Below are 24,300 nucleotides of genomic sequence, written 5' to 3'. Positions count from 1 at the left end.
CCAGAGGACGATCAGCTGCGGTCAGCCCACCGGCTGGGACCGGCGCACCCCGAGGGTCGGCACCCGCGCGGCCGCGGCGGTCGCCCCGCGGGCGACCAGACGGGCCACCCGGCGGGCGAGGAGCGCCGCAGCGAGCAGTCCGACCGGAACGGCGGCGAAGTCGAACGCGTCGACCACCACGTCCTTGGTCACCACGGCCAGCGAGACCCCGAGGATCCCGAGCAGGACAACCGTGGACAGGATTCCCGAGCCCCGGGACCCCTTGCCCTGCCAGGGCTGCCCGCAGTGGCTCATGTCCGGGTCGCAGTCCGGCGTGAGTGCGCTCATCGCGGCCTCCTCATGGGGCATGACGGCCCCCGTGATGTCGGTCACAGAGACGATACGCTCCCAGTGACTTCTCTCACAAGCCCTCGGGACGGGGGAAGGAGGGGCCCGGCGCCCGATCGGCGCGCGGGCCGTCCTCCCCGCGGTCAGCTGGCCTTCTTGCGGGCCCGCTTCTTGACCGGGCCGGCCGCGGCCGCGGCGACCGCGTCGGCGTCGAGAAGTGGGGCGAGGTACCGGCCGGTGTGGCTGGCCTCGACCGTCGCGAGGAACTCCGGCGGCCCCTCGGCGACGACCGTGCCGCCCCGGAACCCGCCCTCCGGCCCCATGTCGATGAGCCAGTCGGCGCTCTTGATGACGTCGAGGTTGTGCTCGATGACGATCACCGAGTTGCCCTTGTCGACCAGGCCCTGCAGCACGAGGAGCAGCTTGCGGATGTCCTCGAAGTGCAGCCCGGTCGTCGGCTCGTCGAGCACGTAGACGCTCCGGCCGTTGGAGCGCTTCTGCAGCTCGCTGGCGAGCTTCACGCGCTGGGCCTCACCACCGGACAGGGTGGTCGCCGGCTGGCCGAGCCGCACGTAGCCCAGCCCGACCTCGGTGAGGGTGCGCAGGTAGCGGGCGATCGCCGGGATGGCCTCGAAGAAGTCCGCGGCCTCCTCGATCGGCATGTCGAGGACCTCGGCGACCGTCTTGCCCTTGTAGTGCACTTCCAGGGTCTCCCGGTTGAACCGGGCGCCCTTGCAGACCTCGCAGGGGACGTAGACGTCGGGCAGGAAGTTCATCTCGATCTTCAGCGTGCCGTCGCCGGAGCAGGCCTCGCAGCGGCCCCCCTTGACGTTGAAGGAGAACCGGCCCGGCAGGTAGCCGCGCATCTTCGCCTCCGTGGTCTGGGCGAAGAGCTTGCGGACGTGGTCCCAGACGCCGGTGTAGGTCGCTGGGTTCGACCGCGGGGTGCGGCCGATCGGCGACTGGTCGACGTGCACGACCTTGTCCAGGTGCTCCAGCCCGGTGACCGTGCGGTGCCGGCCGGGGACCAGGCGGGCGCGGTTGAGCTCGTTGGCCAGCACGCTGTAGAGGATGTCGTTGACCAGGCTCGACTTGCCCGAGCCCGAGACCCCGGTGACGCCGACCAGCAGCCCCAGCGGGAAGGTGACGTCGACGCCGCGGAGGTTGTTCTCGCGGGCCGCCTTCACCACCAGCTCCCGGCCCGGTGTCGGCTCCCGCCGCTTTTCCGGCACCACGATCTGCTTGCGCCCGGAGAGGTAGGCGCCGGTGAGCGACCGCTCGGAGGCGAGCAGGTCCTCGACGGTGCCGCTGACGACGACCTCGCCGCCGTGCTCGCCCGCGCCCGGGCCGATGTCGACCACCCAGTCGGCGACCTTGATCGTGTCCTCGTCGTGCTCGACGACGATGAGGGTGTTGCCCATGTCGCGCAGCCGGACGAGGGTCTCGATCAGCCGGGTGTTGTCGCGCTGGTGCAGCCCGATCGACGGCTCGTCCAGGACGTAGAGGACGCCGACGAGGCCGGAGCCGATCTGCGTGGCCAGCCGGATGCGCTGCGCCTCGCCACCGGCGAGCGTGGCCGCCGGCCGGTCGAGCGAGAGGTAGTCCAGGCCGACGTCGACGAGGAAGGACAGCCGGGCCTGGATCTCGCGCAGCACGCGGTCGGCGATGGCCGCCTCGCGCTCGCCGAGCTCCAGCGCCCCGAGCCACTGGGACGCCTCGCCGATCGACAGCCCGGTCACCTCGGCGATGGAGCGGTCGGACAACTTCACCGCGAGGATCTCCGGCTTGAGCCGGGTGCCGTGGCAGACGGGGCACGGGACGTCCCGCATGTAGCCCTCGTACTTGTCCTTCATGTAGTCGCTGTCGGTGTCCTCGTGCCGGCGCTCGAGGAACGGCAGGACACCTTCGAAGGCGGCGTAGTAGCTGCGCTCGCGGCCGTAGCGGTTCTTGTAGCGGACGTGCACCTGGTCCGGTGAGCCGTGCAGGATCGCCTTCTGCACCTTGGCCGGCAGCCGCTCCCACGGCTCGTCCATGGAGAAACCGATCTGCTGGGAGAGACCGGTCAGCAGCCGGCTGAAGTACTCGTTGCTCATCGAGCTCGACCACGGGGCGATGGCGCCCTGCGCGAGGCTCTTGCCCGGGTCCGGGACGACGAGCTCGGGGTCGACCTCCTTGCGGGTGCCGATGCCGGTGCACTCCGGGCACGCGCCGAAAGGCGAGTTGAAGGAGAACGATCGCGGCTCGAGCGCCTCGAAGGAGAGGCCGTCGTCGACGCAGGCGAGGTGCTCGGAGAAGGTCCGCTCCCGCTGTGGGTCGTCCTCCGCCAGGTCGACGAAGTCGAGGACGACGAGGCCGCCGGCCAGACCGAGGGCGGTCTCCACCGAGTCGGTGAGCCGCCGCTTGGCGCTCTCCTTGACGGTGAGCCGGTCGATGATCACCTCGATGGTGTGCTTCTCCTGCTTCTTGAGCTTCGGCGGCTCGGTCAGCGAGTGGACGACGCCGTCGACGCGGACGCGGGAGAAGCCCTGCGTCTGCAGGGAGCTGAACAGGTCGACGTACTCGCCCTTGCGCGCACGCACCACGGGCGCGAGCACCTGGAACCGGGTGCCCTCCTCCATGCCGAGGACCTGGTCGACGATCTGCTGCGGCGTCTGCCGGGAGATCGGCTTGCCGCAGTTCGGGCAGTGCGGCTGACCGGCGCGGGCGTAGAGCAGACGCAGGTAGTCGTAGACCTCGGTGATCGTGCCGACGGTCGACCGCGGGTTCCGGTTGGTGGACTTCTGGTCGATCGAGACCGCGGGCGACAGCCCCTCGATGAAGTCGACGTCCGGCTTGTCCATCTGACCGAGGAACTGGCGCGCGTAGGCCGACAGCGACTCGACGTACCGGCGCTGCCCCTCGGCGAAGATCGTGTCGAAGGCGAGGCTGGACTTGCCCGAGCCCGAGAGCCCCGTGAAGACGATGAGCGCGTCCCGGGGAAGGTCGATGTGGACGTCCTTGAGGTTGTGCTCTCGGGCGCCGCGGACGACGAGCCGGTCCATGTGATCCCTGTCGGTCGCTGGTTGATGTCGTCGCTGGTCGGTGTCGACGCTGCGTCGGTGCTGGGTGCGGCGGCCGTGCTGGGCCGGTCACGGTCCTCCGGGTGCAACCGCGGGGCGTACCGCGGTCGTCCGCCCGGAGGTGTGAGGTACGCCCGGATCGCACCCCGGGCGGACGCTCAACCGACCGGAGCGGCGGTGGGGTCGAAGGTGGGGGCGTACCGGCGCCAGGGCAGCCACCGCTCGAGTTCTCCGGCCATCCAGAGTAGTCGCCCCTCGGCACCCGGCGGCCCGACGAACTGGACCGGCACCGGGGGCCCGTCCGGCCGCGTCCCGGCCGGGACGACCGCCGCGGGGATGCCGGCGAGGTTCCACGCGGCGGTCCACGGCGCCCAGCGCGCGTTGGCCGCGATGTTGGCCAGGAAGCCGCGCTCGTGCCAGGGCCGTGCGGGCAGCGGCGGGCCGGTGGTGACCGGCGTGAGCAGCAGGTCGACGTCGTCGAAGAACTCGATCATCCGCTCCCGGAACCGCTCCTGCGTGCGCGGGCGCACCAGCCCCAACCGGCGGACCGCCCGGCCGATGCGGGCGTGCGTGCGGCTGCGCGGCTGGAGGGCGGCACGGTCGATGCCCAGGAACTCGGCGTCGTCCTCCGCGCCGGCCATCCAGCGGACCAGGGCCCCGGCCGCGGCGGCAGGTGTGATCGGCGGATTGCGCCGGACGACGGTGTGCCCGGCGGCCCGCAGCTGCACCACCACGGCGTCGAGGGTGGCGCGGGTGGCGGCGTCGGCACCGACCCCGGGGACCGGCGAGCGGCTGCTCACCGCGATGCGCAGCGGACGGCCGGGGTCGGCCGGACCGGCCGGCTCCTTCCCCGCCAGCACCGCGTGCGTGACGGCGAGATCCTCGACCGTGGTCGCCAGGGCCCCGTTCACCGCCATGCCCGACCAGTCGTCGGCGCCGATGCCACCGGGCACGACACCCCGCCCCGGCTTCAGGGTGACCAGCCCGCAGGCGGCCGCGGGCAGTCGCAGCGACCCCATCCCGTCGTTGCCGTGGGCGATGGGCACCGATCCCGACGCCACGGCGGCGGCACTCCCCCCGGAGCTGCCCGCGGGCGAGAGCGCGGTGTCCCAGGGGTTGCGGGTCACGGTGCCGGGGCCGTCGGTGGCGGCGTAGAGGCACAGCTCGGGCGCGCGGGTGATGCCGACGACCACCGCACCGGCCTTGCGCAGCCGCTTGACCACGGGGTGGTCCCTGCCCTCCGGCCCGGCGGTGCGGGCGGGCGACCCGTCGGTGCAGATCTCACCCGAGACCGCGACGTTGTCCTTGATCGCCACGGGCACCCCCGCCAGCGGCAGCGCGAAACGGGCCGGGCTGGCGTCCACCGCCGCGGCCTCGGCCAGCGCCGCCTCCCGGCGGACCACCCGGAAGGCGCCGATGCGGGCATCGACCGCCTCGATGTGGTCGAGGTGCGCCCGCACCACGTCGACCGCGGTCAGCTCCCCCGCGTGCACCTTCGCCGCGATCTCCGTGGCGGACAGCCCGACGACGTGCGCCGTGCCCGCGGCGCCGCTCCCGGTCGCCGCCGAGCCCCCGGACGGGCCACCGTCCTCGGCTGAGGCACCGTCCTGAGCTGTACCGACACCTCCGCTAGCGTCCATACCTGGACCGTAACGGCGACCGCCGACACTTTCCGAACGGAGTCCGGATGAGCACCTCGACCTACACCGGGGACGTGGAGGTCGGAGGCCCCGCCGACGTCCGTGAACTGCCCGGGATGACCATCAGCAAGATCGCGGTCAGCGAGATGGCGAACAACGCCTACCTCCTGCGCTGCACCGCCACCGGCGAGGCGCTGCTGGTCGACGCCGCGGCCGAGCCCGAGACGCTGCGCGCCCTCGTCGGCGACGTCGACCTGCGCACCGTCGTCACCACGCACGGGCACTGGGACCACCACCGCGCGCTGCCCGACGTGGTCGCCGCCACCGGCGCGGTCACCGTCGCGCACCCCGCCGACGCCGCCGATCTCCCGGTTCCGGTGCAACGCCCGGTCGAGCACGGCGACAGCATCCCCGTGGGCGAGCAGGTCCTCGAGGTCGTGCACCTGCGCGGCCACACCCCGGGCAGCATCGCGCTGGTGTGGCGCGGTCCCGGGGACGCCGGCGTGCACGTCTTCACCGGCGACAGCCTCTTCCCGGGCGGCGTCGGCAACACCCAGCAGGACCCGCAGCGGTTCGCCAGCCTGATCGACGACGTCGAGGAGCGGCTGTTCGGCTCGCTCCCGGACGACGCGTGGGTCTACCCGGGGCACGGCAAGGACACCACGATCGGGGCCGAGCGGCCGTCGCTGCCGGAGTGGCGCGCCCGCGGCTGGTAGCCCGGACGCGCGACGGCGGGGCCGGTCCGAGAACCGGCCCCGCCGCCTCACGGACCGAGCGTCAGGCGCTGTCGCCCTCGTGGCCGTGGCCGTGGTCGTGGTCGTGCGCCGAACCGCCACGCGGAGCTACGCGCGCGGCGGATCGGCTGACGGGGAGCCAGCGGTCCCACCAGCGCAGGACGTGCTCGAAGCGGGCCAGCCGGTGCCGCGGCCGCCCGGACCGTGACAGCTCGTGCCCCTCGCCGGGGAACACCAGCAGCTCGGCGGGCACCCCGCGGCGCCGCAGCTCCACGAAGAGCCGCTGCCCCTGCTCCAGCGGCGTCCGCCAGTCCGCCTCCGAGTGGATCACCAGCGTGGGCGTCGTGATCGCGGATGCCCGGGGGGTCTGGGCTGCCACCCGCTCGGGGTCGGTCCCGAGGTACTGGTCCGCGAAGTACCAGCCGATGTCCGACGAGCCCACGAAGCCGGCCGGATCCGTGAGCGCACGCTCCACCACGGCCCCGGCGAACCGGTCGGTGCGGCCGAGCAGCAGCGCGGTGAGGTAGCCGCCGTACGAGCCGCCCATGATCCCGACGCGGTCGGCGTCCAGCGCGGCGTCGGTGAGCGCCGCGTCCAGGAAGGCCAGCACGTCGTCGGCATCGACCCCGCCCCAGGCGTGGTGGATGGCGCGCCCGTGCGCTGCGCCGTAGCCGGACGAGCCCCGCGGATTGCACTGCACGACGGCGTACCCCGCGGACACGTACACCTGCGTCTCGTCGAACAGGCTGCGCTCGTACTGCCGGAACGGGCCGCCGTGCACCGTGAGCAGCACCGGATGGGGGCCGGGCCCGGGCGGCGTGGTGACCCAGCCGTGCACCGGGTACCCGTCCGGCGCGGTGGCGGTCCGCTCGACCGGTCGGTGCAGCCGGCCGGTGGCGCCGAGGTCGCGGCCGAACCCGGTGAGCAGCCGCCGTCCCTGCGGGGTGATCGCGAGCAGCTCCCCCGCCGACCGGTCGTGTGCCACGGTGACGACGACGACCTCGCCCGCCGCCGCGATCCCCCGCACGGTGAACGGGCCGTCGACCAGCGTCTCGGGCTCACCCCCCGTCATCGGCACCCGGAGCAGCTCCACCGCACCCCGTCGCTCCACCCCGACCAGCACCGCGTCGCCCGACAGCACGGTGGTCGGGGTGTCGTCGCCGCGTTGGTGCACCTCGGCGTCCAGCAGCGGCTCGGGCGATCCGCCGTCTCCCGGCACCCGGCAGGGCACCGCCTGGCGGGCCACGAAGTCCAGCCCCTCGGGGCCGAGGTCGGGCACGGCGGTGACGACGATCCCGGCCCCGTCGGCCGTGTACGCCGGACGCGCGCAGGATCCGCGGCCGTCGGTCACCCGCCGCGGCTCGCCTCCCCCGAGGGCGACGGCGTACACGTCGCGGACGAGGTCGCGGTCGGCCCCCTCGTGCCGTGCCGAGACGAACGCCAGCTCCGCTCCGTCGGGACTCCAGGTGACGTCGGCGCAGTCCACGGCGCCAGTCGTGACCTGCACCGGCTCCGGCAGTGGCGCGGTGTCGTCGGCGAAGTCGGGTGGCAGGTCGAGGACGAACACCTGGCTGGGCCGGTCCCGGGTGAAGCCGACGCCGTCGCTCCGGTACTGGAGCGTGGTGATCAGCCGCGGGGGCTCGGCCGCGGCCTCCACGCCGTCGACCGTGCCGTACCGGCCGTGCTCGGGAACGCGGGCGACGTAGGCCAACCGGCGGGAGTCCGGTGACCACACGGGCGCGCCGGCGCCGAGGTGGTGTCCGGTGAGCCGGCGCGGGGCACCACCGGCCGCGGGCAGGAGGAGCACCTGCGGCTCCCCCCCGGTCTCGGCCCCGAGGTAGGCGAGCCAGCGGCCGTCCGGCGAGTACGCCGGGTCGGTGTCCCGCCGGCCGGAGGTGATGGGCCGGGCCGGGGCGGAGCCGTCGGTCGGCACGGCCCAGAGCTGGCTGCGGTACTCGTCGGCCTCCAGGTCCGGCCAGCTGACGGCGACGACGGCGATGCGGCCGTCCGGCGAGACGGTCGGCGTCCCCGGGACGCGCAGGAGCGCGAGATCGTTCGGCCGCATGCCACGGACGCTATCCGGCCCGGTATCCGCCCTTGTCCCGACGTCGGCCCGCGGGGCTCAGACGACGGGCGTCCGGTCGTCGGCCCAGGTGATCCGGTCGTAGCCGTAGGCGCGGGCCACGTCCCGCACGGCGCCCGCGATCCGCTCCGTCTCCGCGCGCAGCACGAACTCGCCGTCGATGACGTAGATCGAGAGCAGGGCCACCGGACCGCGGTGCACCCCCAGGTCCAGGGGCAGCTCGACCCGGGATCCCCCGAAGGTGCGGGTCACCAGCGTGCCGCCCCAGTCCAGCTCCCGCCCGGACTCGGAGGTCGCGTAGACCAGCACCCGGCGCAGGCTGCCGGTCTGCCCCAGGTCCAGGACCAGCTGCTCGAACTCCTCGCGGTCCCCGCGCAGCACCGGCGTCGGCGACCGGTGCGGGCCGGCGACGAAGCCCCTCGCCCGCTCGACGATGGACGAGGTGCCGTCAGCCAGTTCGTACAGCGCGCCGAGGCTGACGTCGCCCACGGCCGGTGAGCAGACGGCCTCCACGGTCAGGGCCCCTATGCCGCTCTGCAGCCGGTTGAGGGTGACCGTCGGGTCCCGCGGGGTGAGGAGGACCCGTCCGCGCGGCGCCACCCGCGGCACCGGACGGGCCGGCTGCTCCCGGCGACCCCGCCGGGGACCGCGGGCGGCGGGAGCAGGCGGCGGCGCGGCCGGGGCGGGTACCGGAACGGGCTCCGGAAAGAGGTCGAGGAGGCCCGCGGACCCCGACGGGGCCGAGGACGCGGGCGGTGGCGGCGGTGATGGCGGCGCAGACAGGTCCGGGCTCGACGACGGGGCTGAGAGGTCCAGGGACGGCGACGGCGCGCGGGTGGCCGGTCCCGACAGGTCGAGGTCGCCGCCCGCCGGCCGCGGTGCGGCCGCCCGGCGCGGGGCCGACGGCGGGGCGGTTGACCGCGTGGCGGCCCCGGGCACGGGCCGGAGGCTGCGGTGACGGAGCCAGCCGAGATCGGTGCGTCGCGGTGCGGTGGCGGGGTCGCGACCGCTCACAGTGGCAGGCCGTAGTCCGAGGCGATACCGGTGATGCCGCTGGCGTAGCCCTCCCCGACGACCTTGAACTTCCAGTCCGAGCGGTGGCGGTACACCTCGCCCAGGACCAGCGCGGTCTCGGTGGACAGGGCCGGGGCCAAGTTCTCCGAGCGGACCAGCTCCCGGTTGTCGGTCGCATCCCGCACGCACACGCTGAGCTGCCGGAGCTGCCCCAGCGTGCGGCGCGCCGCCGTCCCCTCGTTCACGAACAGCGCGAAGGCCACGCGGGACACCTCGGGCGGCACGTCGGGCAGGTCGATCTCCACCTGCTCCTGGTCCCCGGCCAGCGCCTTCTCCAGCCGGCTCACCGACAGGTCGGGAGAGGTCAGCTGGTTGACGAAGACGAAGTGCTCGGCCGAGAGGGCCTTGTTGGCGCTGTCGCAGAGGAGGGCGGCCACCACCAGGTTGTCCTGCAGCACCGGCTCGGCGTTCCCGTTCCAGCTCACGCCGACCACGATCTGCTTCAGCCCGGGGATCTCCCGGGTGAGGGGCACGTTGGCCCCGCGGCTCATGAGGGCCATCAGAGATCAAGATCCGATCCGGAGAACTTGGTGCGCAGGAAGCTGCCCTGGGTCATCAGGGCGTCGACGTCCTGCGCCTGGGTCGCCTGCAGGACAGCCACGGCGGAACCCTCCAGCGCATCGAGCTGCTCGAGCAGTGACTGGGTCGGAGTGGTGCCCGACGGCCGCGGCACGTCGACCAGGTCCTCGTCGACGGCCAGGTAGGTGCGCAGCGTCGTCGGCAGGTAGTCCCCCACCGCGCCGCGCACCGAGATCGTGGCGTAGACGTCCAGCGGCCGGATCTCCGAGGTGTCGACGATCTCCGCCAGCACGTCGGTGATGCGCCGGGCCGCGACCACGGCCCGCAGCGGCAGCCGCCCGGCGGAAGCGTTGATCATGCGGTTGACCGAGCCGATCGCCGCCCGCAGAGCGTCCGGGCTGTCGCCCGGGTCCGTGACGGGAGCCGTCGGGACGGTCGCCGCGGGCTGGGGTCGCCGGAACCACGCCACGCCGTACCCACCCCTCCCCTGCCGGCCGTCCGGGACGCCCGCCCCGGACGGGCCCCGGCTCAGCTGCCGGCGATCTCGTTCCGACGGGTGCGCTCGAGGTACGGCTTGGCCCGCTCGATCTGCCCTTCCAGCGCCTGCACCGTCTGGGCCATCGAGTCGACGGCCTGCGCGCGGAAGGTGTCCACGGCGTCCATGGTCGCGAACACGTTGTCGAAGGCGGCCTGCAGCTTGGCGACGTCGACCGTGGAGGAGGACGCCTGCTGGTTGATCGCCGTGCCCTGGATGCGCAGCTGCTCGGACGTGGACTCGATGAGGTTGGACGTCACCGTGTTCAGCGCGCTGATCTGGTCGAGCACCAGCTTCTGCCGGCTCAGCGCCTGGGACACCATCACCGCGGTCCGCAGGGCCGCGATCGTGGTGGTCTGCGCCCGGTCCACGCCCCGGATGAGCTCCAGGTTGTTGCGCCGGATCAGGTCCAGCGCCATGTAGCCCTGAACCGCGACCGCCATCTGCGTCATGATGTCCTGCCGCCGCTGACGGACGGGGAACAACGCGTCGGAGCGGACCGTGTTGGCGTCCTCGGTGCGACCGGCGGCCTCCAGCTCGGCGACCTTGCTCTCCAGTGCGGCGTCGAGGGCAGCGGCGAGCTCGTTGTACTCCCGCAGCTTGCCCATCATCTGCCACATGTTGGCCTTCTCGGTCTCGATGGCCGCGTTGTCCTTGCGCAGCTCGTCCTGACCGGAGTCCAGTGCCTTGATGATGGAGTTCAGGTGCGACTGGGCCGACTGGTACTGGGCGAAGTAGCGGTCGATCTTGTCGCCGCCGGGCAGCCACTTGAGGACCCGCTTGACGCCGGTGAGGTCGGCCCGGTTCGGGTCCAGCGAGGTGACCGTCTGACGCAGGTCGACGAGGGTGTTGGACACCTTCGTCTGGGCGTCGACCTTGCCCTTGCCCATGGCCGCGGCCGGCCGCTCGAGCATGCGGTTGGAGACGGCGGCCGACGCGCGCATCTCGCGCTCGCCCAGCGCGGTGATCGACCCGACCTTCTCCGAGAAGGCCGGCGACTTCGTGTCCAGCGACACGAGGTCGGCGACGAAGGCGGTCGCCTTGGCGCGCAGCTCGGCCTGCTTCGCGTCCTCGATCGGCACCGCGTCGGCCGCCTGCTCGGGCGGCACCACGACGACCGGCTGCGGTGGGGCGAGGACCAGGGCGCCGGCCGCGGGCGCCGCGACGGGCGCCGCGGCGGACGGCGCGGAGGTGGAGCCGAGGTCCAGTTCGGACATGGAGGTCACTCCTCGAAGACGCGTCGGTGCCGACCGGGTGCGACGGCCCGCCCCGGAGAGGACGGGCGACGGCGCCGGGCAGTCGGTTGCAGTTCGGGAGTATCCGGGCTGCAGCCGCTTGTCTAACACGCGGCGCGACGATTCGAACCCTTCGCGGGCAGGATACGGCGGGTGTCACGCGTCAGGGTTCGCCGTCACCCGGTGGGCGGCGGCCCGCAGTTGTCCAGCGTGTAGGCATCCACCCGCTCCGCCGGACCGGTCAGGGACATACCGGTGGCCAGGGAGCCCAGCGCCGTCCCGAACGGGTTGCTGAACATCCCCGCGGCGGTGTCCCCCATGGAGTCGGCCTGCTCCTGGAAGGCGTCGCGCATGCGCTCGACGTCGGACTGGATCTCCTCGGGAGCCACCTCCGCGAGGTCGTCGAAGAAGGCGGCCAGGTCGCCGGGGGCGGAGAAGATCGTGCCCATGGCGGCGAACGGGTCCTGGGTGTCCCCCGCCTCGATCCACCGCTCGCGGAGCTCCTGCCCCTCGCCGTAGAAGGTCTCGCAGTACGCCTCGACCGATCGTCCGCTGCAGCCGGCCAGTGCCAGGACCGACAGCGCGATAACGGATGCGGTCCCGGCGACGGTGGTGCGCATGGCTTCCCCCCGGAGTGGTGCGGACGTCCGGGGCAGTACACCGGGTCCCTCCCCCCGGGGGAAGGGGAACCAGCACGGTGTCGGTTCGGATCGCCGCCCCGCGCACGTGACCCAGCGGTCCAGCGGGTGAGGTCTCGTGCGGATCTCCGGTTCCGCCCCCGCTCGCCCGTAGGCTCGGACGGGCAGGCGGCCGGAGCACCGGCCACCGTGCCGCGCCTGCGACGGTCCGGGCACCCGGACGAGGGAGGACGAGTGCGTCACTTCGGGTTCCTGACACCCGAGCAACGGGAGTCGCTCTTCGAGCTCCCCCCGCAGGCGTTCGACGCGCGGACCGATCGGCGGACCCTCGCCGTCGCCCTCGGCGCGACGCTGTACACCCCGGGAACCCGCTCGGACTACGCCGCCCGGATCGGGCAGCTGGTGCAGGAGGGCGTCGCCTCGGCGGTGCTGTGCCTCGAGGACGCCATTCCCGACGACGACGTCCCCGACGGCGAGCGCAACGTCGTCCACCAGCTCCGGAGCCTGCACGAGAGCGCCGTGGAGACCCCGCAGCTCTTCGTGCGCGTCCGGCACCCCGACCAGGTGCCGGCCCTCGTGGAGGAGCTCGGCCCGGCCGCCGCCGTCCTCACCGGTTTCGTCTTCCCGAAGTTCACCGCCGCCGTCGCCGGGGGCTACCTGGAGGCACTTGCCGAGGCGCGGGCCACGACGTCCCTGCCGCTGTACGGCATGCCCGTCCTGGAGACCGGCGAGGTGCTGTTCTCCGAGACCCGGCTGCCGGAGCTCCTCCGGCTCCGGGAACTGCTGTCGGCCGCCGAGGACGCCGTCCTCGCCGTGCGCATCGGCGCCACCGACCTGTGCGGCCTGTACGGGCTGCGCCGCGGCCCGGACCTGACGATCTGGGACCTCGCCCTGGTCCGCGAGGCCCTCGCCGACATCGTCAACGTCTTCGCCCGTGACGACTGCTTCACCGTCACGGGCGCCGTCTGGGAGCACTTCACCGGCAGCCAGCGCCTGTTCAAGCCCCAGCTGCGCCAGTCACCGTTCGGCCGTCCGGACCTCCCCGGGGCAACGGAGCTGCGGTACGACCTCATCCGGCACGACCTGGACGGGCTTCTGCGCGAGGTCGTGCTGGACAAGGCCACCGGCATCCTGGGCAAGACCGTCATCCACCCCTCCCACGTCCGGCCGGTGCACGCCCTCTACGTCGTCACCTCCGAGGAGCTGGACGACGCCCGGACGACCCTCGGCATGACCGGCGGCGGGGTCACCGGCAACGCCGGCGCGACCCGGATGATCGAGAGCCGTCCGCACGCCCGCTGGGCGGCGCACACGCTGCGCCGGGCATCGGTGTTCGGCGCATTGCGCGAGGACCGGACCTTCGTCGACCTGCTCCACGTCGACGAGGGCTCGGCGTGAGCGGTCCGACGGGCTGGGTCACCACGGAGCTCGGCATCCAGCTGGACGTCCGTGCCCAGGCCGGCGGCCCGGCAGCCGGGGCGCGCATCGCGGGCAGCATCGAGCTGGGCCTGCGGCGCAACCCGCTGCGCGCCCAGCTGCTGGTGTCCCGGCTGCTCGGCAAGCACGTGCCCGCGCGCGTCACCGACGTGCTCGGCGCGGGCCGGCTGCTCGGAGACCTGGTGCGCGGCGCCTGCGCGGGCCCGACGCCGGTCGTCGTCGGCTTCGCCGAGACGGCCACCGCCCTCGGGCACGCCGTCGCCTCGGTCGCCGGCACGGACGGGACCCAGGCGCCCTACCTGCACACCACGCGCCGGCCGGCGCCGGAGGGCGCTCGACTGCTCGAGTTCCGCGAGGAGCACAGCCACGCGACCCAGCAGGGCCTCGCCCTGCTCCCGGGCGGGGCCGTCGGCGACGCCCTCGGGCGCGCGGACGTCCCGCTGGTCCTGGTGGACGACGAGATCAGCACCGGCCGGACTGCGATCAACGCCATCCGCGCCCTGCACGCCGTCCGGCCGCGCGACCGGTACGTCGTCGCCAGCCTCCTGGACTCCCGGACCGCCGAGCAGCACCGGGAGCTGGAGGCGTTCGCGACCGGCCTCGGCACGTCGGTGACCAGCGTCGCGCTCCTCCGCGGCACGGTGCGCACTCCGGCGGACGTGCTGGACCGGGCGGCGCGCCTCCTGGACCGGCTGGCTCCCCCGCCCGGTCCGTCCGGGAGGCCGGTCCCCGTCGTGCGGCGGGCGCTGGTCCTCCCTCCCGGCCTCCCGACGCTGGCTGCTCACGGTTGGGACGGCGGGTCCGAGCGACTGCTGACCGAGGCCGTCGACGGCGTGGCACCGGCGCTGCCCGTGCACCGGGACGCGCGCACCCTCGTGCTCGGTGACGAGGAGTTCATGTACCTGCCCCAGCGGCTCGCCGCGGCCCTCGGCCCGGAGGTACGCACCTCGACCACCACCCGGAGCCCGGCCGCGGTGGTCGATGCGCCGGGCTACCCGCTGCGCACGGTCCTCCGGTTCCCGGCCACCGAGGACCCCGACCGCGCGGCCTTCGCCTACAACGTCGCCCCCAGTGCGCAGCCCGATCCGGGGAACGCTCCCGGGTTCGACGACATCGTCCTCGTCTCCGACGCGCTCGTCGCCGGGCACACCGACGTCCTGGTCGACCTGCTGGCCGCCACCGCCCGGCGCTCGGTCCACGTGGTCCAGGTCTGCGCCACGGACGGCGCCCGGTGACGGCCTCCGCGCCGGTCGAGGGCCTGCGCAGCAGCTACGACCCCGCCGAGGTCACGTTCCTGCTCACCGACGTCTCCTCCGCCCGGCTGGAGCTCGACCTGGCCGAGCGGGAGGCGCGCATCCAGGCCGGCCGCAACTACGCCGAGATGCTGCCGGTCGAGTACCGCCCCGACGACGCCTACCTCGACCTCTTCGAGGCGGTGCTGGCCGAGACGGCCGCGGAGATCGCCGCGCACGTCGGCGTGGTGACGGAGATGACCCTCGCCGCACGGAGCGGCCGGCCGGTGCTGGTCTCCCTCGCGCGCGCCGGGACCCCGGTGGGCATCCTCATGCGCCGGTGGGGGCGGCACGCGCACGGCGTGGACCTGCCGCACTACTCGGTGAGCATCGTGCGCGGCCGGGGCATCGACACCGTCGCGCTCGACCACGTCGTCTCCCGCCACGACCCGCGCGACGTCGTCTTCGTCGACGGGTGGACGGGCAAGGGCGCCATCGTCACCGAGCTGGACTCGGCACTCGACGCCTACCAGGCCGACGGCGGCCCACGGCTGCCGCGCGATCTGGCCGTCGTGGCGGACCCGGGGCACTGCGCCACCCTCTACGGCACCCGTGAGGACGTGCTGGTCCCGTCGGCCTGCCTGAACGCCACCGTGTGCGGACTCGTGAGCCGCACCGTGCTCAACGACGAGCTGATCGGGCCGGGCATGTTCCACGGCGCGAAGGTGTACCGCGAACTGGCCGACCAGGACCGCTCCGCGCACTTCCTCGACTCGGTCTCCCGGCGCTTCGACGACGTCGCACCGGCCGTCGAGGCACGCTGGCGGGCCGAGTACGCCGCCGACCGCACCCCCACCTTCGCCGGCCGGGACGTGGTGCGGCGGCTGCAGGCCGAGTACGGGCTGCCGAGCTGGCACCTGGTGAAGCCCAGCGTCGGCGAGACCACCCGCGTGCTGCTGCGCCGGCTGCCCTGGCAGGTCCTCGTCCGCCCGGACCGGCGCGACGCCCTCCGGCACGTGCTGATGCTCGCCGAGGCCCGTGGCGTGCCGATCGTCGACCACCCGGACATGCCCTACAGCTGCGTCGGGCTCGTGCAGCCGCTCGCCGGAGCGGACTCGTGACCGGGCCGGTCCTGGTGACCACCGACCTCGACCGCACGCTGATCTTCAGCCCGCGGGCGACCGAGCAGCTGGGCGGGGGCCTCCCCCGGTCGGTGGTGGAGGTGCTCGAGGGACGGGTCGTCAGCGAGATGGCCGACGTCGTCCGCGACGGGCTGGCCCAGCTCGGCCGCTTCCCCGCCGCCGTCTCGGTGGTGCCGACGACGACCCGCACGCCGCGGCAGCTCCAGCGCGTCGACCTGCCGTTCACGCCGCGGTTCCTGATCGCCGGGTCCGGCGGCGTGGTGCTCGAGCACGGCCGCGTCGACGAGGGCTGGGCCCGTGCGACCGCCCGGCGGCTGGCCGGGTGCGCGCCGGTGACGGAGGTGCGGGCGGTGCTCGACGCGCTGGTCGCGGATGGCACCGTGCTCCGGGCCCACACCGCCGAGGACCTGTTCTGCTACGGCATCGTCGACCCCGCGCGCTTCGGCGCCGAGGAGGCCGAACGGCTGACGGCCCGCCTCCTCCCCCGCTCCTGGCGGGTGGCCCACCAGGGCACGAAGGTCTACGCGCTGCCCGACGCGCTGCACAAGGCGCACGCGATCGGCCACGTCCGCGGGCGGATGGCCGAGGAGCTCGGCGACGTCCCCGAGCTCCTGGCCGCCGGTGACACCTGGCTGGACGCCGAGATGCTGGAGCTGGCCGACCGGGGGTGGGTGCCGGCCGGCAGCGAGATCGCGCGGACCGGACTTCCGCCGTGGCCGCACGTGACGCTCACCGGCGCGCCGGGCCACGCTGCAGCCGCCGAGATCGTCGCGGCGTGGCAGGCGCACGTGCTGGGGACGTCGGCGGCCGGGGAGCGTGCCCGCCCCTGAGGGCATCTGCGCTGGCAGGATGCCCGGCATGACGACGATGTCCAAGGGTGCCAACCTCCCGGTGACCGCGGCGCGGGTCCGCGCCACGCTCGGCTGGTCCTCCAGCGTCGAGGTGGACGCCTCCGCGCTCCTCCTGACCGCGAGCGGCAAGGTCCGGTCCGACGCCGACTTCGTCTTCTACAACCAGCCGCGCAGCGCCGAGGGCAGCGTCCGGCACTCCGGCTCGGGCGCCACCGGGCAGGACTCGGTGGACGTGGATCTCGCCGACCTCCCGGAGGCGATCGAGAAGATCGCCGTCGCGGCGAGCGTCGGCACCGGCACCTTCGGCCAGATCCCCGGTCTGCACCTGCGCCTGACCGACGTCGCCGACGGGTCGGAGATCGCGCGCTTCGACATCTCCGACGCCTCGACGGAGACGGCGTTCGTCTTCGGCGAGCTCTACCGCCGCAACGGCCAGTGGAAGTTCCGGGCCGTCGGGCAGGGCTACGCGTCGGGTCTCGGGGGCCTGGCGACGGACTTCGGCATCGACGTCGCGGAGGAGCCGACCGCTCCCGCGGCCGCCGCCCCAGCAGCTCCCCCGGCCGCTTCCCCGGCACCGTCGGCCGTCTCGCTGAAGAAGCAGAAGCAGATCTCGCTGGAGAAGCGGGCCGCGACCGAGGCGCCCCACCTGGTCGACCTGGTGAAGAAGGCGGCCGTCAGCCTGGAGAAGAAAGGGCTCGGCGAGCACACGGCGCGGGTCGCCCTGTGCCTGGACATCAGCGGCTCGATGGCCGGGCTCTACCGGTCCGGCAAGATCCAGCAGCTCGCGGAGCGGATCCTGGCCCTCGGCCTGCGCTTCGACGACGACGGCGAGGTCGACATCTTCCTGTTCGGGCGGGAAGGGCACCAGGCGGACACGATGAACCTGGGCAACGTCCGGCAGTACACCGCCGACGTGCTGCGCCGGCATCCGCTGGAGTCCAGCACCTACTACGGGGCGGCGATGCGCCTCATCCGCCGGCACTACTTCGGCTCCGACGAGCGTCGGAAGGCCCCATTCCAGGACCGCGTCCCCGTGTACGTCATGTTCGTCACCGACGGCGCCACGTTCGACGAGGACGTCACGCGGGAGCAGGTCCGATCCTCGAGCTACGAGCCGCTCTTCTGGCAGTTCATGGCGATCGGGAAGTCCTCCCGGTCCCTGGCCCTGGGCGGTGGTGGCGGGCGCCGGCGCGGCTTCTTCGGCGGCGGCGGGGGCGCCGCGAGCGGGACCTCGCGCGAGTTCCGCTTCCTCGAGGAGCTGGACGACATGAGCGGCCGGTTCATCGACAACGCCGACTTCTTCAGCGTGGACGACCCGATGCAGCTCAGCGACGACGAGCTCTTCGACCTGCTCATGACCGAGTACCCCGGCTGGCTCACCCAGGCACGCGAGCGGGGGCTGCTCCCGCCGCGCTGAGCGCCAGGAGCAGCTGGGCTGCGGGCGCTACTTGCGCCCGCGGCCCCACTCCATGCCCCAGCCGTACTCGCGGTCCAGCAGGTCCTGGCCGCCGTGCACGTAGCGCACCTCGCGGTTGACCGTGAGGTCGTTGCCCGCATTGGTGAGCAGCGCGATGGCGCACATCGGCGCGCGCGGGTCGGACTCGTCCAGGCGGACCTCGATCGGCGCTCCACCGGCGGGGTGCATCGTGACGACGCCGTCGGCCGCCGCCCAGTTGGGCACGCCCTCGTAGATGAAGGCGAACACCAGGATCCGGCGGATCTCGGCGACCCGGGACAGATCGATCCGCAGGTTCTCCCCGGCGGTGTTGGTCCCGGACCGGTCGTCGCCGTCGAGGGTGATGATCGGCGGACCGACCGGATTCCGGGAGGCGAATGCGTTGCCGAGCGCCTGCACCACGCCCTTGGACCCGTCGGTGAACTCGTAGAGGCAGCCCAGGTCCAGGTCGATCCCGCCCTGGGCGGCCGCGGCCATGCGCTTGAGGAACCCACCACCGGAGGCGCTGGCAGGACGCGCGTTCCAGTTGAGGTTGACCCGCAGCTCACCGCCGGTGGCCCCGCGCTTGGTCAGCGAGACGCTCGGCGCGCTCTTGGTCAGCGTCACCTTGCCCAGGTTCACACCACCACCGCCCCCGGCGGGCGCTCCGCCCCCGGCCGGTGGGCGCTTCGTGTAGTCGATCGCCATTCCCTGCGTCCCTCCGTTGCTCGTGGTCCGTTTCCGGCCCGACGCCGGGAACGACGACGGCCGGCCCCCCGTGCGGGGGACCGGCCGTCAGGTGTCAGACCGACTGGTGCTCAGCGCCGACCTTGATCGCGTGCGCCTCCGGCGCGTCCTTCTTCAGCCGCCGCAGCGAACCGATGAAGGCCACGCCGATGAACGCGACGCCGATCAGGCCCGTGATCAGCTCCGGGATGTGCCACTCCAGGCTCAGCAGCAGGATCGCCGCCAGGGCACCGATGGCCCAGTGCGCGCCGTGCTCGAGGTACACGTACTCGCTGAGAGTGCCCTGGCGGACGAGGTAGACGGTGATCGACCGGACGAACATCGCCCCGATGAAGCCCAGCCCCAGCGCGATGATCACGGGGTCGGAGGTGATGGCGAACGCGCCGATGACGCCGTCGAAGCTGAACGACGCGTCGAGGACCTCGAGGTAGAGGAAGAGGAAGAAGCCGGCCTTGCCGGTCGCCCGCGCGAGGGTGGTCGGCCCACCGGTGCGCGTCGGAGCCGTGGCGGTCGCGACGTCGTCGGCCTTGCCCTGCTCGCCGTGCACGACGCCCGCGGTCGAGTCGTCGTCCTCCTCACCGGCCCCGCTGCCCTCGAAGAGGGACCCGAGCCCGTTGACGGCCAGATAGGTGACGAGACCGAGGGTGCCGGCGATGAGCACCGACTCGCGCTCCTCACCCTCCACCAGGAACTCGGCGGCGAGGACCAGCAGCACCAGCGAGATGATCACCGAGAGCGCGTCGAGCTTGCCGATGCGGGCCAACGGGCGCTCCAGCCAGCTCAGCCAGGTGATGTCGCGCTCCTCGAACAGCCAGTCGAGGAAGAGCATCAGCAGGAAGAGACCGCCGAAGGACGCGATCAGCGGGTGCGCCTCGTTGAGCAGGTACCCGTAGGTGCCCGGCGTCTCGGGGTTGCCCTTCTCCATCGCCAGCTGGACGGCCTCGACCGGCCCCAGGTTGGCGGTGATGCCGACGATCAGCAGCGGGAACACGAGCCGCATGCCGAAGACGGCGATGAGGATGCCGATGGTCAGGAAGATCTTCTGCCAGAAGTCGCTCATCCGCTCGAGCACCTTCGCGTTCACGACGGCGTTGTCGAACGAGAGGGAGACCTCGAGGATGCCGAGGATCAGGCAGAGCGCCAGGGCTTCCCAGCTGCCGTAGATGAACGCCACGACGAGGCTGACGATGGTGACCGCGATGGACCACCCGAACGTTCGCAGGAGCACGTGATTCCTTGAGTCATGGGCAGCCGGTCGGCTGCCGCGAGATGCCGGGGAGGGACGCCCCCGGCCGATCAGCCGACGTTGACGCCGAAATCCTTGGCGATGCCGTGCAGGCCCGAGGCGTAGCCCTGGCCGACCGCACGGAACTTCCACTCGCCGTTGTTCCGGTAGAGCTCACCGAAGACCATGGCCGTCTCGGTGGACGCGTCCTCGGACAGGTCGTAGCGGGCAATCTCGGCGCCGCCCGCCTGGTTGACGACGCGGATGAAGGCGTTGCGTACCTGGCCGAAGTTCTGACCTCGCTGGTCGGCCTCGTAGATGCTCACCGGGAAGACGATCTTGTCGCACTCGGCGGGCACGGCCGACAGGTCCACCTTGATGGCCTCGTCGTCGCCCTCGCCCTCACCGGTGAGGTTGTCGCCGGTGTGCTCGACGGACCCGTCCGGACTGGTCAGGTTGTTGAAGAAGACGAAGTGCGAGTCCGAGAGGATCTTGCCGTCGGCGCCCAGCATGAGGGCTGAGGCGTCGAGGTCGAAGTCGGCGCCGCTGGTGGACCTGACGTCCCAGCCCAGCCCGACGAGCGCCGCCGTCATGCCCGGCGCCTGCTTGGTCAGCGAGACGTTGCCACCCTTGCTCAGACTGACGCCCACGTGTGCTCCTCCTCGGATAAGGCGCTTCGGTGCGGTGCGGTCGGCCGGGACCGCGGAGGTCGCGGGCAGCCAGTCGCAGACTAGTTGGCGCTGCTCCCCCGCGTCTCGTAGCGCGACGGGGGTTCACCCGCCGACGCGCCGCGCCGTCGTCCCTCATCGAATCGGGACGACGGCGCGGCCTCGGATCGGCGGGCTGTCGGCTCAGGACCGGCGCCCGGCGACCGCAGGTCAGCCGACGTTGACGCCGAAGTCCTGCGCGATGCCCTTCAGGCCGGAGGCGTATCCCTGGCCCACCGCCCGGAACTTCCACTCGGCGCCGTTGCGGTACAGCTCGCCGAAGACCATGGCGGTCTCGGTGGAGGCGTCCTCGGAGAGGTCGTAGCGCGCCAGCTCCTCGGTGTTGGCCTGGTTCACCACGCGGATGAAGGCGTTGCGCACCTGCCCGAAGTTCTGGTTCCGCTGGTCGGCCTCGTAGATGCTCACCGGGAACACGATCTTGTCGACGTCCGCCGGCACGTTGCCGAGGGTCACCGAGATCTGCTCGTCGTCCCCCGCGCCCTCACCGGTGAGGTTGTCGCCGGTGTGCTCCACGGCGTTCTCCGGGCTCTTGAGGTTGCCGTAGAAGACGAAGTGCTGGTCCGAGAGCACCTTGCCGTCGGCCTTCACCAGGAGCGCCGAGGCGTCCAGGTCGAACTCGGTGCCGGTGGTGGTGCGCACGTCCCAGCCGAGACCGACGGTGACGGCGCTCAGGCCGGCGGAGCCGGCCTGCTTGGTGAGGGAGACGTTGCCGCCCTTGCTGAGGCTGACGCTCATTGTTCCTCCATGGTCCTGCGGGCTGGTCGCCCGATTTGTCTGCTGCGAGGTCGGACTGTCGTGCCGGCGACCGCTGGGGAGCGACGCCGCGATGGAGCCCAGGCACGGGCGGCGGGGAGCCGCCGGTGCTTCGGGCGCCGGGGTCAGAGGTGCTGGCTCACGGTCGGCATCAGGTCCTGGAAGGTCCGGCCGTTGGCGATGGCACCGATGGCGGTCATGCTCCAGCCGCTGCCGGCGCGCGAGACCTTCGCCATCACCTGGCTGTTGTGGGTGCCCGAGCCGGTGAGCTCGTAGCGGGCCAGCTCGGTGTCGTTCGCCGTGGAGTCGACGAGGCGGCAGAAGGCGTTCTCGATCTGGCTGAAGTTCTCGCCGGTGAAGGAGTTCACCACGAAGACGATCTGGCTGATGCTGCTCGGCACCGACTGCAGGTCCACGACGATCGACTCGTCATCGCCGTCCCCGGCGCCGGTCCGGTTGTCACCGGTGTGCTGCACGGAGCCGTCCTTGCTCCGCAGCTGCTGGAACCAGACCTGGTCGACGAGCCGGCCGCCGGCGTCGAAGAGGAGGGCCGATGCGTCCAGGTCCACCGACTGGTCCTTCAGCTTGCCGAACATGCCCTTCTTCTTGATCGCGTCCCAGCCCAGCCCCATGCGGACGCGCGTCAGGGTGCCGCCACCCCGCTTCTCCAGCGAGACGGTCTGCCCCTTGCTGAGACTCACCACGTCGGATTCCCCATTCGTCGTGCGTAGCCGGTGCCGGATCCGGACCGGACGGTCTTCTGACCGTAGCGAAGTTCGGCCGGCGTCGGGGCCGGTCCGATGCCGCTCCCACCTCGTCGCCGGCGGCCACGCCCGGGGCGCCTCGGGGAGACGACGCCGGGAGCACGGCCGCGACCGCTAGCCCGCGATGGCACGGCTGCCCTGGTCCCGCTTGGACTTCGCCAGGCTGGCCACCGTCGTCACGATCAGCGTCAGCAGGATGACGGTGAGGGAGAGCCAGGTCGGGATCTCCGGGATCAGGGTCACGTGCTCGCCGCCGTTGATGAACGGGAGCTCGTTGGTGTGCAGCGCGTGGATGACCAGCTTCGCCCCGATGAAGCCGAGGATCACCGCCAGCCCGTACGCGAGGTAGACCAGCCGGTCGAGCAGTCCGTCGATGAGGAAGAACAGCTGGCGCAGGCCCAGCAGGGAGAACGCGTTGGCGGCGAAGACCAGATAGGACTCCTGGGTGAGGCCGAAGATGGCCGGGATCGAGTCGACGGCGAAGATGATGTCGGCGGTGCCGATCGCGATCAGCGCGATCGCCAGCGGCGTGATGAAGCGCTTGCCGTCGAGCTTCACGGTCATCCGGTCGGAGTGGTACTCCGACGTCGTCGGCACCACGCGGCGGACCAGGCGCAGGACGCCGTTCTCCTTGTAGTCCTCCTCCTCGGCGTCGTGGCCCCCGCTGCGGGCCTGCACCCAGGCGGTGTAGAGCAGGATCGCGCCGAAGAGGTAGAAGACCCAACTGAAGTTCTCGATCGCCGCGGCGCCCACGACGATGAAGACCGTGCGCAGGACGAGCGCGAAGGTGATGCCGAACAGCAGCACCTTCTGCTGCAGTTCCCGGGGCACCCCGAAACTGGCCATGATGAGGACGAAGACGAAGAGGTTGTCGACCGACAGGCTCTTCTCGGTGATGTAGCCGGCGAAGTACTGCCCGCCGTAGTCACCGCCGTAGAACCAGACGATCAGCAGGCCGAAGACGACTGCCAGGCCGACGTACACGGCCGACCACACGGCCGATTCGCGCAGGGTCGGTGCGTGCGGCGTGCGCACGTGGCCGACGAAGTCGAACGCGATCATCGCCAGGATCACGCCGACCGTGAGGGCCCACACCCAGAACGGGACGTCCATGAAAATGCCTCCGGGAACTGTCATGCGTCAGCTACCGGAGGTCTCTCCCGCCGCGATGAACCGACCGCGGCCAGCAGCGCCGGAGGACATGGGTCCTCGTGTTGACGACGGTGCTGTCTGGGGATACTCCCCTCCGGAACCACGCGCCGGGCAGACGTCGCCGTCCGCCGGTCCGTGGTTCTGCCCGTCGTAACGGTCCGTGCCGCGGCCGGGTTCCCGGTTCGCGGAGACAACTTCTGATCTCACTCCTCGTGACGACAGACCGGACGGCGGTGCGCCGAGCCGCGCACAACGGCGCACGCGCGTCGACGGCCCTGGTCCGCGCCCTGAGCCGTGGTTAGCGTCCGCGGCTCCAGCGGCCTCGATCGGTGCCGCATCTCGTCACACGGGGGTCGGCGTGCTCTGGGACATCGGGGAGACCATCTGGGAGTGGGCGACGGACAACCGTCGGCGCGCCATCCGCTTCTTCAGCACCGTCGGGGTCGTCATCGTGGCGGCCGGTGTCGCCGTGCTGGTGATCAGCACGCGGCCGGTCGCCCCGGACTCGCTGTGCGCATCGGTGTCGGAGCTGGAGACCGATCTCGCCGTGTCCTTCGGCAGCTCGACGAACAACGCCGTCTTCGACGGGCTCGCCGAGGTCGCCGGCGACAGCGAGCGCCTGGCCGACGACGCTCCCGGCGAGGTCGGCTCCGTGCACGCCTCGGCAGCGGGGCTCCAGTCGCTCGCCGACCGGGACAGCATCTCGATGGCCGAGGTGATGACGGCGCTCCAGCCCGTGCAGTCCTACTGCGCCAACCTGACCACCGCGAGCCAGGCCGACGCGGCCGTCGTCCCGCCGGTCGAGAACTACGTGCAGGCCGAGGACCCGCCGGCCGCCGTCCGGCCCACGACGCCGCCGACGCGACCGGCGACACCTGTCTCTTATCCCATTCTTCCCCTGCCCTCTTACCGCCTACTGTAATTACCCATGTCAGACGACACATCAAAAAAACAAAAAAAACAAGAAAAAAACAATAAACAAATTACAAA

22 protein-coding genes are annotated in these 24,300 nt (G+C 72.3%); 7 read left to right on the top strand and 15 right to left on the bottom strand.

Annotated elements, in window-relative coordinates; translation table 11 throughout:
- Positions 1–21: 21 nt before the first annotated feature.
- The 3 genes from C5508_RS06375 to C5508_RS06365 form a co-directional block, all read right to left on the bottom strand.
- Positions 22–327 (bottom strand): hypothetical protein, encoded by a 306-nt coding sequence (locus C5508_RS06375; RefSeq protein WP_104524112.1) that lies wholly within the window; start codon positions 325–327, stop codon positions 22–24.
- A gap of 143 nt (positions 328–470) precedes the next feature.
- Positions 471–3,368: an excinuclease ABC subunit UvrA gene (uvrA, locus tag C5508_RS06370; RefSeq protein ID WP_104524111.1), complete on the bottom strand. Its 2,898-nt coding sequence runs from the start codon at positions 3,366–3,368 to the stop codon at positions 471–473.
- Between the two features lie 176 nt (positions 3,369–3,544).
- Positions 3,545–5,026: an amidase gene (locus tag C5508_RS06365; RefSeq protein WP_104524110.1), complete on the bottom strand. Its 1,482-nt coding sequence runs from the start codon at positions 5,024–5,026 to the stop codon at positions 3,545–3,547.
- A gap of 47 nt (positions 5,027–5,073) precedes the next feature.
- On the opposite strand from C5508_RS06365, the gene C5508_RS06360 reads away from it, so the two are divergent.
- Complete coding sequence (locus C5508_RS06360) at positions 5,074–5,742, top strand: MBL fold metallo-hydrolase (protein ID WP_104524109.1); 669 nt, start codon at positions 5,074–5,076, stop codon at positions 5,740–5,742.
- Between the two features lie 61 nt (positions 5,743–5,803).
- On the opposite strand, the gene C5508_RS06355 is transcribed toward C5508_RS06360, so the two are convergent.
- The 6 genes from C5508_RS06355 to C5508_RS06330 form a co-directional block, all read right to left on the bottom strand.
- Positions 5,804–7,825: a S9 family peptidase gene (locus C5508_RS06355; protein WP_104524108.1), complete on the bottom strand. Its 2,022-nt coding sequence runs from the start codon at positions 7,823–7,825 to the stop codon at positions 5,804–5,806.
- Between the two features lie 57 nt (positions 7,826–7,882).
- Complete coding sequence (locus C5508_RS06350) at positions 7,883–8,443, bottom strand: hypothetical protein (RefSeq protein ID WP_157944011.1); 561 nt, start codon at positions 8,441–8,443, stop codon at positions 7,883–7,885.
- Between the two features lie 410 nt (positions 8,444–8,853).
- Positions 8,854–9,408: a TerD family protein gene (locus C5508_RS06345; protein ID WP_198597924.1), complete on the bottom strand. Its 555-nt coding sequence runs from the start codon at positions 9,406–9,408 to the stop codon at positions 8,854–8,856.
- An 8-nt stretch (positions 9,409–9,416) separates the two neighbouring features.
- Complete coding sequence (locus C5508_RS06340) at positions 9,417–9,794, bottom strand: hypothetical protein (protein WP_157944010.1); 378 nt, start codon at positions 9,792–9,794, stop codon at positions 9,417–9,419.
- 170 nt (positions 9,795–9,964) lie between these two features.
- Positions 9,965–11,188: a toxic anion resistance protein gene (locus C5508_RS06335; protein ID WP_104524104.1), complete on the bottom strand. Its 1,224-nt coding sequence runs from the start codon at positions 11,186–11,188 to the stop codon at positions 9,965–9,967.
- Positions 11,189–11,382: 194 nt separating this feature from the next.
- Positions 11,383–11,826: a hypothetical protein gene (locus C5508_RS06330; protein ID WP_104524103.1), complete on the bottom strand. Its 444-nt coding sequence runs from the start codon at positions 11,824–11,826 to the stop codon at positions 11,383–11,385.
- A gap of 252 nt (positions 11,827–12,078) precedes the next feature.
- Between C5508_RS06330 and C5508_RS06325 the strand changes: the two genes are divergently transcribed.
- Genes C5508_RS06325 through C5508_RS06305 form a run of 5 tightly spaced genes read left to right on the top strand, consistent with a single transcriptional unit; the run spans position 12,079 to position 17,923 of the window.
- A complete protein-coding gene (locus C5508_RS06325; protein ID WP_104524102.1) occupies positions 12,079–13,242 on the top strand; it encodes an HpcH/HpaI aldolase/citrate lyase family protein in 1,164 nt (387 codons plus the stop codon).
- Positions 13,239–14,516 carry a phosphoribosyltransferase family protein gene (locus C5508_RS06320; RefSeq protein ID WP_157944009.1) on the top strand — a complete coding sequence of 426 codons (1,278 nt, stop codon included), beginning with the start codon at positions 13,239–13,241 and terminating at the stop codon, positions 14,514–14,516. Before C5508_RS06325 ends, C5508_RS06320 begins: the two co-directional genes overlap by 4 nt.
- Positions 14,513–15,634: a cysteine protease StiP family protein gene (locus tag C5508_RS06315; RefSeq protein ID WP_198597923.1), complete on the top strand. Its 1,122-nt coding sequence runs from the start codon at positions 14,513–14,515 to the stop codon at positions 15,632–15,634. The genes C5508_RS06320 and C5508_RS06315 overlap by 4 nt, the downstream gene beginning before the upstream one ends.
- Positions 15,631–16,485, top strand: coding sequence for a Cof-type HAD-IIB family hydrolase (locus C5508_RS06310; RefSeq protein WP_104524100.1), 855 nt, complete (start codon positions 15,631–15,633; stop codon positions 16,483–16,485). The genes C5508_RS06315 and C5508_RS06310 overlap by 4 nt, the downstream gene beginning before the upstream one ends.
- 28 nt (positions 16,486–16,513) lie before the next feature.
- On the top strand, positions 16,514–17,923 hold the full coding sequence (locus C5508_RS06305; protein ID WP_198597922.1) for a VWA domain-containing protein: 1,410 nt from the start codon (positions 16,514–16,516) through the stop codon (positions 17,921–17,923).
- A 27-nt stretch (positions 17,924–17,950) separates the two neighbouring features.
- On the opposite strand, the gene C5508_RS06300 is transcribed toward C5508_RS06305, so the two are convergent.
- The 6 genes from C5508_RS06300 to C5508_RS06275 all read right to left on the bottom strand — a co-directional run bounded on the left by C5508_RS06300 (position 17,951) and on the right by C5508_RS06275 (position 23,295).
- Entirely contained in the window at positions 17,951–18,649 is a 699-nt protein-coding gene (locus C5508_RS06300) for a TerD family protein (protein ID WP_104524098.1), read from the bottom strand.
- A gap of 94 nt (positions 18,650–18,743) precedes the next feature.
- On the bottom strand, positions 18,744–19,916 hold the full coding sequence (locus C5508_RS06295; RefSeq protein WP_104524097.1) for a DUF475 domain-containing protein: 1,173 nt from the start codon (positions 19,914–19,916) through the stop codon (positions 18,744–18,746).
- A 68-nt stretch (positions 19,917–19,984) separates the two neighbouring features.
- A complete protein-coding gene (locus C5508_RS06290; RefSeq protein ID WP_104524096.1) occupies positions 19,985–20,563 on the bottom strand; it encodes a TerD family protein in 579 nt (192 codons plus the stop codon).
- Between the two features lie 228 nt (positions 20,564–20,791).
- Positions 20,792–21,376, bottom strand: coding sequence for a TerD family protein (locus C5508_RS06285; protein ID WP_104524095.1), 585 nt, complete (start codon positions 21,374–21,376; stop codon positions 20,792–20,794).
- A 143-nt stretch (positions 21,377–21,519) separates the two neighbouring features.
- On the bottom strand, positions 21,520–22,095 hold the full coding sequence (locus C5508_RS06280; RefSeq protein WP_232796955.1) for a TerD family protein: 576 nt from the start codon (positions 22,093–22,095) through the stop codon (positions 21,520–21,522).
- Between the two features lie 177 nt (positions 22,096–22,272).
- Positions 22,273–23,295, bottom strand: coding sequence for a TerC family protein (locus C5508_RS06275; RefSeq protein WP_232796954.1), 1,023 nt, complete (start codon positions 23,293–23,295; stop codon positions 22,273–22,275).
- Positions 23,296–23,668: 373 nt separating this feature from the next.
- On the opposite strand from C5508_RS06275, the gene C5508_RS06270 reads away from it, so the two are divergent.
- A complete protein-coding gene (locus C5508_RS06270) occupies positions 23,669–24,232 on the top strand; it encodes a hypothetical protein (protein WP_104524092.1) in 564 nt (187 codons plus the stop codon).
- Positions 24,233–24,300 lie beyond the last annotated feature (68 nt).

The sequence above is a fragment of the Blastococcus atacamensis genome (assembly GCF_002938425.1).
Lineage (GTDB): Bacteria > Actinomycetota > Actinomycetes > Mycobacteriales > Geodermatophilaceae > Blastococcus > Blastococcus atacamensis.
This window is presented reverse-complemented; position numbering and strand designations above follow the sequence as displayed.

What these genes read in the sequence shown, in the direction of transcription:
- C5508_RS06375 (WP_104524112.1), bottom strand. Translation starts at nt 327, where the DNA reads ATGAGCGCACTCACGCCGGACTGCGACCCGGACATGAGCCACTGCGGG.
- uvrA (WP_104524111.1), bottom strand. Translation starts at nt 3,368, where the DNA reads ATGGACCGGCTCGTCGTCCGCGGCGCCCGAGAGCACAACCTCAAGGAC.
- C5508_RS06365 (WP_104524110.1), bottom strand. Translation starts at nt 5,026, where the DNA reads ATGGACGCTAGCGGAGGTGTCGGTACAGCTCAGGACGGTGCCTCAGCC.
- C5508_RS06360 (WP_104524109.1), top strand. Translation starts at nt 5,074, where the DNA reads ATGAGCACCTCGACCTACACCGGGGACGTGGAGGTCGGAGGCCCCGCC.
- C5508_RS06355 (WP_104524108.1), bottom strand. Translation starts at nt 7,825, where the DNA reads ATGCGGCCGAACGATCTCGCGCTCCTGCGCGTCCCGGGGACGCCGACC.
- C5508_RS06345 (WP_198597924.1), bottom strand. Translation starts at nt 9,408, where the DNA reads ATGAGCCGCGGGGCCAACGTGCCCCTCACCCGGGAGATCCCCGGGCTG.
- C5508_RS06340 (WP_157944010.1), bottom strand. Translation starts at nt 9,794, where the DNA reads ATGATCAACGCTTCCGCCGGGCGGCTGCCGCTGCGGGCCGTGGTCGCG.
- C5508_RS06335 (WP_104524104.1), bottom strand. Translation starts at nt 11,188, where the DNA reads ATGTCCGAACTGGACCTCGGCTCCACCTCCGCGCCGTCCGCCGCGGCG.
- C5508_RS06330 (WP_104524103.1), bottom strand. Translation starts at nt 11,826, where the DNA reads ATGCGCACCACCGTCGCCGGGACCGCATCCGTTATCGCGCTGTCGGTC.
- C5508_RS06305 (WP_198597922.1), top strand. Translation starts at nt 16,514, where the DNA reads ATGACGACGATGTCCAAGGGTGCCAACCTCCCGGTGACCGCGGCGCGG.
- C5508_RS06300 (WP_104524098.1), bottom strand. Translation starts at nt 18,649, where the DNA reads ATGGCGATCGACTACACGAAGCGCCCACCGGCCGGGGGCGGAGCGCCC.
- C5508_RS06285 (WP_104524095.1), bottom strand. Translation starts at nt 21,376, where the DNA reads ATGAGCGTCAGCCTCAGCAAGGGCGGCAACGTCTCCCTCACCAAGCAG.
- C5508_RS06275 (WP_232796954.1), bottom strand. Translation starts at nt 23,295, where the DNA reads ATGACAGTTCCCGGAGGCATTTTCATGGACGTCCCGTTCTGGGTGTGG.